This is a genomic window from Dokdonella sp., assembly GCF_039926425.1.
Classification (GTDB): domain Bacteria; phylum Pseudomonadota; class Gammaproteobacteria; order Xanthomonadales; family Rhodanobacteraceae; genus Dokdonella_A.
This window is the reverse complement of sequence record NZ_JBDSWZ010000169.1, coordinates 1-13,232: the sequence shown is the minus strand read 5'-3', so window position 1 is coordinate 13,232 and position 13,232 is coordinate 1. Positions and strand designations below refer to the sequence as shown.

Annotated in this window: 15 protein-coding genes and 2 pseudogenes; 10 read left to right on the top strand and 7 right to left on the bottom strand. The window is 62.5% G+C overall.

The window, feature by feature from the left end; translation table 11 throughout:
• From ABIV12_RS10100 to ABIV12_RS10055, 10 genes and pseudogenes are all read left to right on the top strand, one after another.
• Positions 1-527, top strand: a pseudogene (locus tag ABIV12_RS10100) (hypothetical protein); the annotation flags it as partial.
• 414 nt (positions 528-941) lie between these two features.
• Positions 942-1,439 (top strand): RimK/LysX family protein, encoded by a 498-nt coding sequence (locus tag ABIV12_RS10095; RefSeq protein ID WP_348058838.1) that lies wholly within the window; start codon positions 942-944, stop codon positions 1,437-1,439.
• Positions 1,436-2,356 (top strand): 30S ribosomal protein S6--L-glutamate ligase, encoded by a 921-nt coding sequence (gene rimK, locus ABIV12_RS10090; protein WP_348058837.1) that lies wholly within the window; start codon positions 1,436-1,438, stop codon positions 2,354-2,356. Before ABIV12_RS10095 ends, rimK begins: the two co-directional genes overlap by 4 nt.
• A gap of 100 nt (positions 2,357-2,456) precedes the next feature.
• Positions 2,457-2,954, top strand: coding sequence for a hypothetical protein (locus ABIV12_RS10085; protein ID WP_348058835.1), 498 nt, complete (start codon positions 2,457-2,459; stop codon positions 2,952-2,954).
• 246 nt (positions 2,955-3,200) lie between these two features.
• On the top strand, positions 3,201-3,713 hold the full coding sequence (locus ABIV12_RS10080; protein ID WP_348058833.1) for a hypothetical protein: 513 nt from the start codon (positions 3,201-3,203) through the stop codon (positions 3,711-3,713).
• A gap of 70 nt (positions 3,714-3,783) precedes the next feature.
• Positions 3,784-4,446 (top strand): hypothetical protein, encoded by a 663-nt coding sequence (locus ABIV12_RS10075; protein WP_348058831.1) that lies wholly within the window; start codon positions 3,784-3,786, stop codon positions 4,444-4,446.
• Positions 4,447-4,503: 57 nt separating this feature from the next.
• On the top strand, positions 4,504-4,899 hold the full coding sequence (locus tag ABIV12_RS10070) for a BlaI/MecI/CopY family transcriptional regulator (RefSeq protein ID WP_348058829.1): 396 nt from the start codon (positions 4,504-4,506) through the stop codon (positions 4,897-4,899).
• Positions 4,896-6,644, top strand: coding sequence for a M56 family metallopeptidase (locus ABIV12_RS10065; RefSeq protein WP_348058827.1), 1,749 nt, complete (start codon positions 4,896-4,898; stop codon positions 6,642-6,644). The genes ABIV12_RS10070 and ABIV12_RS10065 overlap by 4 nt, the downstream gene beginning before the upstream one ends.
• Before the next feature lie 256 nt (positions 6,645-6,900).
• Complete coding sequence (locus ABIV12_RS10060) at positions 6,901-7,587, top strand: response regulator transcription factor (RefSeq protein WP_348058825.1); 687 nt, start codon at positions 6,901-6,903, stop codon at positions 7,585-7,587.
• Positions 7,571-8,872: a HAMP domain-containing sensor histidine kinase gene (locus ABIV12_RS10055; RefSeq protein ID WP_348058823.1), complete on the top strand. Its 1,302-nt coding sequence runs from the start codon at positions 7,571-7,573 to the stop codon at positions 8,870-8,872. The genes ABIV12_RS10060 and ABIV12_RS10055 overlap by 17 nt, the downstream gene beginning before the upstream one ends.
• Positions 8,873-8,909: 37 nt before the next feature.
• Here the strand turns inward: ABIV12_RS10055 and ABIV12_RS10050 are convergent, their stop codons facing one another.
• The 7 genes and pseudogenes from ABIV12_RS10050 to ABIV12_RS10020 all read right to left on the bottom strand — a co-directional run.
• Entirely contained in the window at positions 8,910-9,848 is a 939-nt protein-coding gene (locus ABIV12_RS10050) for a branched-chain amino acid transaminase (RefSeq protein ID WP_348058821.1), read from the bottom strand.
• 72 nt (positions 9,849-9,920) lie between these two features.
• Positions 9,921-10,484: a hypothetical protein gene (locus ABIV12_RS10045; protein WP_348058819.1), complete on the bottom strand. Its 564-nt coding sequence runs from the start codon at positions 10,482-10,484 to the stop codon at positions 9,921-9,923.
• Positions 10,485-10,506: 22 nt separating this feature from the next.
• Positions 10,507-11,343, bottom strand: coding sequence for a methylenetetrahydrofolate reductase [NAD(P)H] (gene metF / locus ABIV12_RS10040; protein WP_348058817.1), 837 nt, complete (start codon positions 11,341-11,343; stop codon positions 10,507-10,509).
• 124 nt (positions 11,344-11,467) lie between these two features.
• Positions 11,468-11,887, bottom strand: coding sequence for a hypothetical protein (locus ABIV12_RS10035; RefSeq protein ID WP_348058815.1), 420 nt, complete (start codon positions 11,885-11,887; stop codon positions 11,468-11,470).
• A 376-nt stretch (positions 11,888-12,263) separates the two neighbouring features.
• Positions 12,264-12,437: pseudogene (locus ABIV12_RS10030) on the bottom strand (adenosylhomocysteinase); the annotation flags it as partial.
• 29 nt (positions 12,438-12,466) lie between these two features.
• Positions 12,467-12,964, bottom strand: coding sequence for an SRPBCC family protein (locus tag ABIV12_RS10025; protein ID WP_348058814.1), 498 nt, complete (start codon positions 12,962-12,964; stop codon positions 12,467-12,469).
• A partial coding sequence (locus ABIV12_RS10020) for an ArsR family transcriptional regulator (RefSeq protein ID WP_348058812.1) occupies positions 12,942-13,232 on the bottom strand: 291 nt, incomplete at its 5' end. The genes ABIV12_RS10020 and ABIV12_RS10025, both read right to left, overlap by 23 nt.

Genomic DNA, 13,232 nt, shown 5'->3' with positions numbered 1-13,232 from the left:
CACAGGATGCTTTCAGTTGGGCGGCGTTGATGCACGATCTGATCGCTACCTACAACGTCAGCGCGGTGGACTATCTGTGGGGATTTTTCGGCCAATGGGAAGGCAACGCCACGATGCTCGTGACGTTGAACAACAGCGGCGCGACGTACCAGGGAATGACTCTCAACAAGCAGTATTACACGACGGGGCAATACTCCCGCTTCATCCCGCCGGGCGCGCGACGCATCCAAGCCACGTCCAGTGCCGCCGCGGTTCTGACGACCGCTTATCTCGACCGCGCGAATCTGATCATCGTGGCAATCAATACCGACGGCGCAGCGCACGCTGTTTCGTTTGCTGTTGCGGGCACGACGCTATCAGCATCTGCGACGGCGCTGCCGACGCGTACGAGTGGTTCGGAAGACTGGGCAACGCTCACACCAATAGCCGTCAGTGGATCCGGATTTCCCGCGACACTGGCCCATAACAGCGTAACGACGTTTGTCATCCCGACAAACGACGGAATTTTCGCGGACGGGTTTGACTGAAGGGTAGTCGGGATAAACGCTCAAAGAAGAACGCTTGATTCGCTCTCGTTTCGAAAGGTGTCGGGGCGGTTGCGTCCGCAGAAAGCCTCCGTCCGCCGTGGGCCGGGAAAACGGCCCTTCCACCGCGAGCATTTTCACGCTCGACCTTCGGTCGCCGACTTTGCTATCGTGACCGCCGTTTCGGGTATCGTTCTGGGTATCGCTTTTTGAGCCGGTTGCTGGGTGTTCGTGCAGACGTTTCATGCACTTAACCTCCGGTGGTCCCCAGTCCCTTCACCCGCTCCATGGTGACGCAGCCCAGCGGCACGGGAGGCTGAGCGGGCGCATCAGCGGAGTTGCATCCTCATTGCTCGCGCAAAAGCCGCCTTCGACATTGGATACACTTTCCTTATCGCCAGCGATCTGCGCTCGACCGTGGCACCTGACTCCCCGACCCGTTTGCCGCCGATGCCCGAATGCGTGAACCTGGGGTGGCGCGAGTGGCTCGCCCTGCCGTCGCTCGGTATTCCTTCGATCAAGGCCAAGCTCGATACCGGCGCGCGATCGACCTCGCTGCATGTCGAGTCGCTCGAGACCCTCACCATTGAAGGCGTGCTGCACGTGCGGTTCACTGTGCGAACACGTCGTCGCGGCAGCCGCGTGGTCGACTGTTCGGCACCCGTGTGTGATCGGCGATCCGTCACCGACTCCGGCGGCCGTCGAGCAGATCGCTGGTTCATCCGCGCGGATCTCCTTCTCGGCGGAGAATGCTTCCCGGTTGAAATGAATCTGACCGATCGGCGCACCATGCTGTTCCCGCTGTTGCTCGGTCGAAGCGCGCTCGAAGGGCGTTTCCGAGTCGATCCATCGCTGTCCTATACCTGCCCGCGCCCGCTGCGGCCTGCACGCACCGACCTGCCCGAGTCCGCATGAAGATCGCCATCCTTTCGCGCAACGCGCGTCTTTTCTCCACCAAGCGCCTCGTTGAAGCTGCGCGCGTGCGCGGCCACAGCGTGCGCGTCCTCGATCCACTGCGCTGCTACATGCGCATTGCGGCAGGCACGTTCGAGATCCACTACAAGGGGCACGTGCTGCGCGGCATCGACGCGGTGATTCCACGCATTGGCGCGTCGATCACGTTCTACGGCACGGCCGTCGTGCGCCAGTTCGAGATGATGGGCGTCTTTACGCCGAATGGATCGGACGCGATCCTGCGCGCGCGCGACAAATTGAGAACGCTGCAACTGCTTGCACGCGAAGGCATCGACCTGCCCACCACCGTGTTCGGCGACAACCCTGACGACACGGCTGATCTGCTGGCGATGCTTGGGCCGGCACCGCACGTCATCAAGCTCAACGAAGGCGCACAGGGGCAGGGCGTGCTGCTCGCCGAAAAGAATTCTGCAGCGCAGGGAATGATCGAAGCGTTCCGTGGGCTGTACGCCAATTTCCTCGTGCAGGAATTCATCGGCGAGGCCAAAGGCGCCGATCTTCGCTGTTTCGTCGTCGACGGCAAAGTGATCGCAGCAATGCAACGCCAGGCACCCGAAGGCGACTTCCGCGCGAACCTCCATCGCGGCGGCACCGCCGTGCCCGTGAGTCTCACTGCGGTCGAAGTGGCGACGGCCGTGCGCGCGGCGCAGGTGATGGGTCTCGGCATTGCGGGCGTCGATCTGTTGCGCTCACGTCGCGGACCACTGGTGCTCGAAGTCAATTCGTCGCCCGGTCTCGAAGGGATCGAGGCAGCCAGCGCAGTGGACGTTGCCGGCGAGATCATCGATTTCCTTGCGCGCGCGACCAGGTCTGACGTGTCCGGGTCGCCTCGCCGTCGCGCCAGACGAAATACATAGTACGAGGAGCGTCGTTGACAGCGCCGTTCCGCGCGACTAGTCTGGCGTTGAAGGTTTCCAGCGCGGGTGCCCGCGCGCTTCGCAAGATCGAGGGGATCCCATGAAATCTGCAGTTGCAGTTCTGATCGCACTGGCATGCGTGATCGCAGGTCCGCTCTGGGCGAAAGAGAAGTATCACGAAGTGGTCAATGCGCAGACCGAGGAAGCGTTTTCGCAACTCGCCGAGAATGTCCGCAAGGAGATGGCGGACGGAGGCCGCTACGAGTTCGTCAAGCCGGAAGAGCGCGACAAGGTGGAAAAGGGATTGGCTGGCATCGCTGCGCTGTTCCGCCAGAAAGGCAGCGTCGACAAGATGTCGGAACCGGAGAAGGTCGAGCTGTTCAACAACCAGGAAGTGGTGAACGCGATCCTGACCCGGCGCGACAGCGAGCGCGTCATCTGCGAAAACCGCGCGCCGGTCGGATCGCATATCCCGAAGACGTCCTGCTACACCTACGGGCAGTGGGAAGAAGGACGCCGTGGCACCAATCAAGTGATCGACCGGCTTCGAAAAGTTCAGTGTACGAGCGCGACCGCCGTGACGGGCTACTGCAGTTGACGACTGCCGCAGGACATCAAGCGGCGTCCCCGTGATGTCGCCAAAGTCGGCTGAGATACACATGGCTGCGAGGCGACCGTCGACATCATCGTGCGCGATGCGGCGACCCGTCGTCCGCTACGTCGTGACGGAAAGGATCCATCGCATGAACTGTTTCGCAGGAAGTGCAGAGGCGGACGAAGGATCCGGAGCTGCAATCGACCTGCGCGGAATGTCCGCGCTTCATCCAACACAGAAGGTGATCACATGAAATCCACAATGGCAATTCTGTTGGCAGTGGCGTGCGCGTTGTCGGGGCCGCTCGCAGCGAAGGAGAAGTATCGCGAAGTGGTCAATGCGAATTCGGAGGAGCAGTTTTCGCAGATTTCCGAGAATGTCCGCAAGGACATGTCCGCTGGCGGCCGCTACGAATTCGTCGAGCCCGCCGAGCGTTCCAAGGTCGAAAAAGGGCTCGCTGACATGGCTGCGATGTTTCGACAAAGCGGGTCCGTCGACAAGATGACCCAAGGCGACAAGGTGGCACTGTTCAATACCCAGGAAGTGGTGAATGCGATCCTGACGAAGCGCGACAGTGACCGGGTGATCTGCGAGAACCGCGCGCCGGTCGGATCGCATATTCCGAAGACCTCCTGCTACACGTACGGGCAGTTGCAGGAATCACGGCGCGGCACGAAGCAAGTCTTCGATCGGTTGGCGGCGCCCCAATGCACCGCGGGTGCTGGGGGATGCGGCGGCGGACCAGCACCTCCGCGCAAATGAAAGGCGTGATCCGGAAAATGCGGGGCGACGCCGTTGCATGGCTCTTGCCTCCTGAGGTCGCCGCGCGTAGGTGATCGAAGTGAGCCGTGCAGGGGTAATGGAAAGGCAGCCGGGAACTGCCCTCCCTGTCGGGCATGGAATGACACCGCGCCGTGTGGCACACAGCAGCTTGAGCCGTTCACTGACAACGATGTACGATCATTGTCGTCGATTCGGTTTCCATCCACCCCAACGGAATTTCTGCATTATGAAAGCTGGTATTTTTATGGTTGCAGTCGCGGTGCTTTTCGCGACTTTCTGTCCTGCAACGGCGCTGGCAGCCGAAGAGAAACCCGATGCGGCTGTCAATGCCAGCACCAAGGACGCATTCGAGACCGTCTCCGTTTGGGTCCGCAAACAGATGGAGGCGGGTGGGCGGTATTCGTACGTTGCAGCTGCGGACAAAAGCAAGGTCAACTCCGAACTGGACGACATGGGCAAACTGCTGCAGGCGCGTGGGGATGTCGACCACATGACTCCCGATGAGAAGAAGGAGATGTTCGTCAAGCAGACCGATGTCAACGCGATCCTCGCCAAGCACGACAACGAGCGCATCATCTGCAAGAACGAAGCGCCGATCGGTTCGCACATTCCGGTGAAGACGTGCCAGACCGCCGGAATGATCGAGGCTCGGCGACGCAACGACGTGCAGTACATGCAGAATGCGCGAGCCCGGCTCAGCGGCGGCAACTGATCCGTTTCAGGCTGCGGTATGAGTCGTGCCAGGATTGAGCGAGAGGAGGGTTTACACGTGTCGAAAATCGAACAACTGCCCAAGCCGACCGAAGCGGAACTCGGAATCCTCAATTTCCTGTGGGAACACGGCGCAAGCACGGTGCGCGAAGTGCATGAGGCGCTGTATCGCGAGGAAGGCGCCGGCTACACGACGGCGCTGAAACTGCTGCAGATCATGTTCGCGAAAGGTCTGGTGGTTCGCGACGACTCCGAACGCGCCCACGTGTTCCGCGCCGCGGTGAGCAAGGAGCGGACGCAGAAGCGCTTCCTCGGCGACATGGTGCAGCGGGTGTTCGGCGGCTCCTCGTCGCAACTCGTGCTGCAGGCCCTGGGTAGCCGGCCAAAGGCGACGCAGGAGGAAGTGGACGAAATCCGCGCGCTGCTCGACAAGCTCGACGGAACATCGCCATGAACGCCGTCCTGATCGAATGGATGCCGTGGGTGCAGGCGCTGGGCTGGACCTTGCTGCATTTCGTATGGCAAGGCCTTGTCGTAGGCGCCGGTTTTGCTGCAGTGCGCGCGCTGCTCCCGCGTGCCCATCGCAGTGCGCGGTATGCGGCGGGGCTTTCAGCGCTTGGACTGATGACGCTGTGGCCGGTCGCAACCTTCATTGCGCTGCGGCCGCAGTCCGTGGATGCGTTGGCGGCGAGTGGCGGGGCTGATGCCGCGATACCTCTTGGTGAGCTTGCGATCTCACCGGCGCTTGCTCCGATCGACCATGCGTTGCCGCTATTGGTGATGCTGTGGACGGTCGGAGTCGTGCTGGTCGCAGTTCGCGCCTTGAAGCAGTGGCGCACACTGGCGAACGTCGCGAGGGATTGGTCGACTTCGAGTGATGACCTCGATGCGCTGCTTGCCGGCCTCTCTCACAGGTTCCGTTTCATGCGGCGCATCCGCGTGCTGGTTTCCGAGCGCATCGACACCCCGATGCTGATCGGCTGGCTCAAACCGATCGTGCTGCTGCCGGCGGCAGTGGTGCTCGGGTTTCCGCGTCAGCAGATCGAGTTGATCCTTGCGCACGAACTTGGACACCTGCGCCGTTACGACCATCTGGTCAATCTCGGCCAGGCGTTGTTGGAGACTCTGCTCTTCTATCACCCTGTAGTGCACTGGATTTCGCGCGAAGTGCGCAATGAACGCGAGTTGTGCTGCGACGCGCTGGTGTTGCGCCTGACCAGCGGCGAGCCGCGCGAATACGCACGCACCCTCGCGGCGCTGGAGCAGTTGCGCCAGCCGACGTCTGTGCAGGTGGCGTTGGCGGCCGGTGGCGGTGTGCTGCTGGAGCGCGTCCGACGGATCGTCGGCATGCCTGCCCCGCGCGTGAGTACGGATGGTTTTGCCTCGACGCGCTGGCTGATTCTGGCCGGTTTCGTCGCGATGGGCGTCGCGATGGCCGTCCGCGTCGAGCGCAATGGCGAACCGCGCCTGGTGGGCGGTTTGACGATCGACTGGCTTGCCCAGCCCGACGTTCGCCTTCTGCCCATCGCCGCGTTGATGGTGCCGTTCGAGCCGCCGCATCTTCGACTGCCGGCAATCGTCCCGCCGGTGCTCGAACCGTCACCGAGCGTCGTTTCGCCGGTGAACGCCAGCGGCGCAGACGCCACGCGTGCTGCTGCGGGCGGGGAGCTGTCGTCCCGCCAGCGGGCCGCGACGGCGCCACTCCTCGCCGCACCAGTGCCGGTGGTGCCCACGTCGACACCGGTGCAGGCGCCCGTTCCGGCCGACGATGCGGTGGTCGCCGTTTCTCCGCCGGGTCCCGAAGTGACCAAAGCGCCGACGCACGGAGTGCCGGTCGCGATCCGTACCGTGCCCCCGGTGTTTCCGACGACGTGGAACAGCACCAGCGGGAGGGTCGATGCGAGCTTCCTGATCGCCCCGGATGGCAGCGTTCGCGACATCCGGATCGCCGACAACGGCGTCGAGGCGTCGTTCACTCGGGCCGCGGAGCGCGCGTTGCGCCAATGGCGCTTCGATCCCCGCAGCCTTCGGGGGGATCGCTCGGTGCGTTTCGAGCAGAGTTTCGTTTTCGAGGGCGCCGCACAGCGCCGTGTGGACAACGCCGACAGCAACTGCGTGCATTCGACCGGTTCCCTGATCTGCCGGCCGCTGGACGACGCGCCGGCTGTTGCGACAGTCGCCGTACGTGACCGCCGTTAACAGAAGACTCAGGTACCTTTAACGTCGCTTTAATCGATTCGCGCCTATATTCCGCGGCATCGTAGTCTGCTCGACACTCCTGTCAGGTCCTGTGACTGGCGGATTGCGGTATCGGGGCAGTAGCTTTTTTGGCCCAGGTGAGGTGTGTTCCCCCAATGACACCTCCCTGGGCTATTTCTTTGGTGGCGCCCGCCACTTGAAGCCGCCCGCATCTCACCCATCTCCCTTGGTTCCGACTCCGCTAAGCTGAGCGCGTATGCGTATTCTTGTCATTGAAGACAACAGCGACATTGCAGCCAACATCGGTGATTTTCTCGCCGACAAGGGGCACGTCGTCGATTTTGCCGGGGACGGAGTCACCGGATTGCACTTGGCGGTGGTCAACGACTTCGATGTGATCGTGCTTGATCTCGGCCTGCCAGGCATGGACGGGCTCGAGGTCTGCCGCAAGCTGCGTCAGGAAGCAAAGCGCCAGACACCGGTGCTGATGCTGACCGCGAGGGACAGCCTCGACAACAAGTTGACCGGGTTCGATTCCGGTGCCGACGACTACATGGTCAAGCCCTTCGCGTTGCAGGAACTGTCGGCCCGCCTCGAAGTGCTGGGTCGGCGCGGGAAGGGCAACAAGAGTCGGCTGCTGCAGCTCGCGGATCTCACCTACAACCTCGACACGCTGACGATCAGTCGCGCCGGCAAGCAGATCCAGCTCAATCCGATCGGCCTCAAGCTGCTGCAGTCGCTGATGGAATCGGCGCCGTCGGTCGTGACGCGACAGGAGCTGGAAACGCGCGTGTGGGGCGAAGAGCTGCCCGACAGTGACTCGCTGCGTGTGCATATCCATGGGTTGCGTGCGGTCATCGACAAACCGTTCGAGAAGGCGCTGATCCAGACGCGCCACGGCATCGGCTATCGCATGGTCGATCCGGATGCGCTACCGGCGTAGGCTCCGCTCCCGCATCATCATTTCGTTTGCGCTGTTCGGGCTGGGCCTGACGGCGCTGTTCGCGGTTGCGACGATCTACATGCGCACCCGGCTGGAAGACCAGCTGATCAACACCACGCTTGAGCGCGAGCTGCGCCACTTCGTCGACTTCAAGCGCGACAACCCCGACCCCAATGCGCCGTGGACGATGTCGGTGTATCAGGCGCAGATCGTGCGCGCCGGTCGCGTGGCCACGGTGCCGATGGCGTGGCAGAAATACGAAAGTGGTGTCTTCGACATCGATGACATCGGCCGCGAGGGAAAGATTCGTCCGTACAAGCTCGCCGTCTACAAGGACGCCGACTACTGGGCCTTCCTGCGCTTCGATGTCAGCACGCAGAAGCTCAGCGAGCGCCAACTCCTCACGGTGCTGGTTGCCCTCGTTCTCGCGTTCGCGTTCTTTTCGCTGTTCATCGGCTTCTGGTTGTCCGCGCGCGTGATGAGTCCGGTGATCGAACTTGCTCAGCGGGTGCGCGCGATGAGCCGCAGCGGCAAGCCCGAAGCGTTGAAAGCGCATTTCGCCAACGATGAAGTCGGCGAACTCGCGTCGGTGCTGGACGATTATTCGATGCGCTTGACCGAGATGGTCGAACGCGACCGCGAGTTCAATGCGGACGTCAGCCACGAGCTGCGTACGCCGCTGGCTGTGATCGCAAGCACGACCGAATTGCTGCAGGGTTCGCCCGACCTGACGCCAAAGCTCAGCGAACGCCTGAAGCGGATCGAGCGCGCGGTGCGGCAATCAAGCGAACTCATCGATGCGTTGCTGCTGCTGTCGCGGCGCGAGCGTCAGGCGCCGACCGACGGCGAAACCACCGACGTTGCACGCATCGTCGAGCTCGTCGTCGACGCGCAACGCCCGCACGTGGCGAACAAGCCGGTGACCGTGCGGGTCGAGCTGGAGCAGCCGCTGTCGACGGTGGCTCCGTCCTCCGTGGTCGCGGTGGCGCTGAGCAACCTGATCGGCAACGCGTTCAAGTACACGCAGGCGGGCGACGTGATTGTCACCGTCGGCTACGGCCGTGTGACGATCGAGGACACCGGTCCGGGCTTCAAGGCGGAAGACGCCGACAAGTTGTTCGAGCGCGGCGTGCGCGGAACACAGGTGGGCAAGGGCGGTGGCCTCGGCCTCGCGATCGTGCGGCGACTGTGCGAACTCTACGGGTGGAAGGTGACGCTCGCACCGCGCCCGCAGGGCGGTGCGGTGGCGACGATCGAATTCGGACATCCTCCGCACACCGCATGAGGCCGACGCTCTCGGCGTGACCGTCGACGCCTGCTGCTCAGCCCTCGACCGGCTCCAGCCAGCCCCAGCGATCCTCGGTACGCCCATTGAACAGTCCGAAGAACAGGTCCTGCAGTCGGTTCGTCACCGGCCCCGGTTTGCCGACGCCGACGGGCTTGCCGTCGACCGAACGGATCGGCGTGATCTCGGCCGCAGTGCCACACATGAAGAGCTCGTCGCACAGGTACAGATATTCGCGTGGAATGTCGCGCTCGATCACGTCGATGCCGACGGTGCGCGCGAGCGTGATGATCGTGTTGCGCGTGATGCCGTTGAGCAGCGCTGCGCTCACCGGCGGCGTATGCAGCGCACCTTCGAACACCAGGAACAGGTTTTCGCCTGCCCCTTCGCTGAGCAATCCGGTCGATGCGAGCGCGATGCCTTCGCCGAAACCGAGTCGTCGCGCCTCACGGGCGACAAGCTGTCCGGACAGATAATTTCCACCGGCCTTCGCACCCGCTGGAATCGTGTTCGGCGCAAACCGCTGCCAGCTCGACACGCATGCGTCGATGCCCGCTTCGAGCACTCCGGCGCCGAGGTACGGACCCATCTGCCATGCCGCGATGGCCACATCGGTCGGTGTCTCTGCGGAGAGTCCGAAACCGCCAAGGCCACGAAACGCGATCGGTCGCAGGTACGCCTTGCGCAATCCGTTTGCCTTGATCACGTCGCGGCATGCCGCCGAGAGTTCGTCGACCGTGTACGGGATCACGATGTCGTAGATCTTCGCCGACGCGAACAACCGCTTGATGTGATCGGTCAGGCGAAAGATTGCGGCGCCGTCCGGCTTTCCCGCGCCGGAGGTTTCATAGCTGCGAATGCCCTCGAACACCGATGAGCCGTAATGCAGCGCGTGCGACATGACATGCACGGTGGCGTCCGCCCATGGTTTGATCCGACCGTTTTGCCAGATCTGCTCGGGATACTGCTGGGACATGACGCGCGCTTCCTCGACCAAAGCGTGAATGATAGCAGTGCGCTTGGTGTGGTCCCGACGGGTCGACCGGATCTACCACACCAGCCAGTAGCAGCCGCCTTCGAACTCGACGCCAAAGGCTTGCTCGTGCACGCCGCCCGTGTCGCCTCCACCCGTGCGCACGCGGAAGCCGTCGGGCGGTGGCCTCGCATCGTCGCTGGGCGTAGAGCCACTGTCGTCGGCAGAGTCGACCGCGAGCAATTCATACTTCGCGAGGTCGCGCAAACTGCGCAGTCGACTCCTTGCTGCGGTGGAACCAACGCCGCGCCAGTGGATCATGCCGGCGATCGTATTCGCATCGTGACGCGCGATCGCTTCGACCACCCGCTCGCGCAGCTCGACGGCCGATGCGGGGCAACGATCGGTCGCCACACTGGGTGCGGCAGGGACATCGCCAGACACTGCGCCGACGGCTGAATCGGTTGCCGCACACGCATCGCCAGAAAAAACGATCTCGCCATGCAGCCCGATGCAGCGATGGATTTTCTGACCATCCGTCGGGACGCCGTTGTCGCCGGACGCCGAAGCGATGGCCGCCATCGCGATGCACGAAACGCCGAGCACGACGCGCAAGGTGATCCGGTGCGGAGCTCGCATGTTCAATCGCACCGAACGGCGCTCACGAAAGCGCCAGTCGTTCGCAGATCGCGAGCGTCGGCTTCGAACGATTGAGCGTGTAGAAGTGCAGGCCCGGAGCGCCGCCCGCGACGAGGCGGTTGCACAGGTCTGCCACCACATCGGCGGCAAACGAGCGAATCGATTCCGCATCGTCGCCCAAGGCCACCAGACGCTTGGTCAGCCAGCGCGGAATTTCCGCGCCACACATGTCGGAGAATCGACGCAGCTGGCTGAAATTCGCGATCGGCATGATGCCCGGAACAATCGGCAACGTGATGCCGGCACGACGTGCGGAGTCGACAAAGCGGAAGTACGCGTCGGCGTTGTAGAAGTACTGCGTGATCGCGCCGTTCGCGCCGGCGTCGACCTTCGCCTTGAAGTGCGCGAGGTCCGCGTGTGCATCGTCGGCTTGCGGATGGACTTCCGGATAGCAAGCGACCTCGATGTGGAAACTGCCACCGCTCTCTTTGCGAATGAATTCAACGAGGTCGCTGGCGTAGCGGAAGTCGCCGTGACTGGCCATGCCTGACGGCAGGTCGCCGCGCAACGCGACGATGCGTTTGCAGCCCATCGTCTTGTACCGGACAAGCAGGCTGCGAATCTCGTCCCGCGTGCCGCCCATGCAAGAAAGGTGCGGCGCGGCGTCGAGGCCGTGCTCTTCGCGCAAGTGGCGGATTGTTTCCGGTGTGTAGCTCAAAGTCGAACCGCCCGCGCCAAAAGTGCAACTGACGTAGTCGGGTTGGAGTGATTTTAGTTTCGGCAGCGCTGCCTCGAGCGTGGCCTTCTGTTCGTCGGTCTTGGGCGGGAAGAATTCAAAGGAGATCGGAACGGAGGTCATCGTCAAAACCGGCAACAGGATGCACGCACTATATCTCTTCGTCCGGATGGAGAGATAGAGTGCTCGATCTGCCGGCGAAACGGGCGCCGTGCAGTCGCCCGTCGTGGCTTCGTCGAGGGTGCAGTCAGTGATGAATACCTGTCAGCGTGTAGTCCACGCAAGCGCCAGGCACCTCGAAATCGAAATGCGTGACAACGATGTAGAACGTCCCGATTTGTGCCGGCACGTTTACGCCGGCTAATCCTCCGCTGCTACCGCTGAATGCGTCGGTGCATTGCGACAGCGTGGTGCCGTAACGCTGCTTGCACACGGCAACAAGGAGGCCTGGAGCGTAGCCACTCGCGTGTGGAACTACGTGCAGGCTCCATGGGCGGAGTTGGGCAGGCGGTGAACTGGCCGGGTTGGTCACCTGGTAGGCCACACTTCTCCCGTCGGTATACATGTTGAAATCGTTGAAATAGATGTACTCAGCGTAGGGACAGGTACTTCGATTGTCGATATAGGTTCCGGCGGTCGACGGAATCGAAATCGGATATGACAGCATTTGTGCGTGCGCCGAAGCCGCGCCAACTGTGAGCGTGATGACGATAGTCATGAGTGAGCGCATGGTTCCCTCCATTCTCCGCGCGAAATACGCGGGCAATGGATGAGTACGCAATGCTTCTGTCAATCGGGACATCTGGACGGCGCTGGAGTCGTCGTCCGCGGCGCCAACAGCGAGGAATAGACGATTCGAGACCAAACGGCGGAGCGGTTCGGGTGTCACTCAGCAACGGCGCATCGTTCGAGTGCTTGACGCCTACACGTCGGAAAAGGTCGGACGACAGTCAACGGTGAACGGACCTGACAGCCAGCCTTTTAAAGAAAAACGGGCGCCTCGCGGCGCCCATTTGCTGCAGCTTCATTGGATCAGCTCTGGCTCAATAACGGTATTGATCCGGCTTGTACGGCCCATCCACCGACACGCCGAGATAAGCGGCCTGTTCGGTCGTGAGGGTAGTCAGCTTCGCGCCGATCTTCTCCAGATGCAGGCGCGCGACTTCCTCGTCGAGCTTCTTCGGCAGGATGTAGACCTTCGCTTCGTATGTGGCCTTGTCACCCGTCGGATCTACCGCGAACGGAGTCAATTCGCAGATAGCTCCGCGAGCAACTCGTCGAGCTGTCCGAATGTCTCGTGCGTGGCGTCCTGCGCTCCGGTGCCGGCCGCGTCGAGCGCTTCCTTCGTGGGATACATCTCGCTCATCACGAGCAGCGTCTTGCCGTCGCGTTCTTCGAACGTCACGGTGGTGGCTGACCCCGCGTCACCGCTTTCCTCGTTCGTCCAGACGATGCGCTTGTCAGGCACCACCTCGAGGTAACTGCCGAAGAACGCCATCGTGTGCGCGGGATCATCACCGAACACCAATCGGTATTTGCCGCCGGTGCGCACGTCCATCTCGCATGAGCGAAGTGTCATGCCCATGGAGCGGGGCACCCACCACTTCTCGAACAACTCGGGGTTGGCCCATGCCTCGAACACGAGTCGCGCCGGCGCGTCGAACGTCCGCGTGACGACGACCTCACGCTCCGACGTCTTCTTCACCGTCGTGCGCCGGGATTCACTTTCCTTTTCTGCGACCACGGGCTTTTTCCTTTCGTTTGAGTTCGTCGATGACAACGTCCAGCGCTGTAAAGCGCGCGTCCCACACTTGGCGGTAGCGCGCGATCCACTTCATTTCCTCCTCGAAACGACACGGACCGATGCGACACGTGCGCACGCGGCCGACCTTTTCTGTGGTCACGAGCCCGGCCGACTCAAGAACGCCGACGTGTTTCTTCATGCCCGTAAGAGTCATGTCGAACGTGTCGGCGAGATCGGTAATCGACGCGTCGCCGCGTGCAAGCCGATC

Coding starts and splice junctions, on each gene's coding strand:
- ABIV12_RS10085 (WP_348058835.1), top strand. CDS start 2,457: ATGAAATCTGCAGTTGCAGTTCTGATCGCACTGGCATGCGTGATCGCA.
- metF (WP_348058817.1), bottom strand. CDS start 11,343: ATGACCTCCGTTCCGATCTCCTTTGAATTCTTCCCGCCCAAGACCGAC.
- ABIV12_RS10035 (WP_348058815.1), bottom strand. CDS start 11,887: ATGCTGTCATATCCGATTTCGATTCCGTCGACCGCCGGAACCTATATC.
- rimK (WP_348058837.1), top strand. CDS start 1,436: ATGAAGATCGCCATCCTTTCGCGCAACGCGCGTCTTTTCTCCACCAAG.
- ABIV12_RS10055 (WP_348058823.1), top strand. CDS start 7,571: ATGCGCTACCGGCGTAGGCTCCGCTCCCGCATCATCATTTCGTTTGCG.
- ABIV12_RS10045 (WP_348058819.1), bottom strand. CDS start 10,484: ATGCGAGCTCCGCACCGGATCACCTTGCGCGTCGTGCTCGGCGTTTCG.
- ABIV12_RS10065 (WP_348058827.1), top strand. CDS start 4,896: ATGAACGCCGTCCTGATCGAATGGATGCCGTGGGTGCAGGCGCTGGGC.
- ABIV12_RS10050 (WP_348058821.1), bottom strand. CDS start 9,848: ATGTCCCAGCAGTATCCCGAGCAGATCTGGCAAAACGGTCGGATCAAA.
- ABIV12_RS10080 (WP_348058833.1), top strand. CDS start 3,201: ATGAAATCCACAATGGCAATTCTGTTGGCAGTGGCGTGCGCGTTGTCG.
- ABIV12_RS10060 (WP_348058825.1), top strand. CDS start 6,901: ATGCGTATTCTTGTCATTGAAGACAACAGCGACATTGCAGCCAACATC.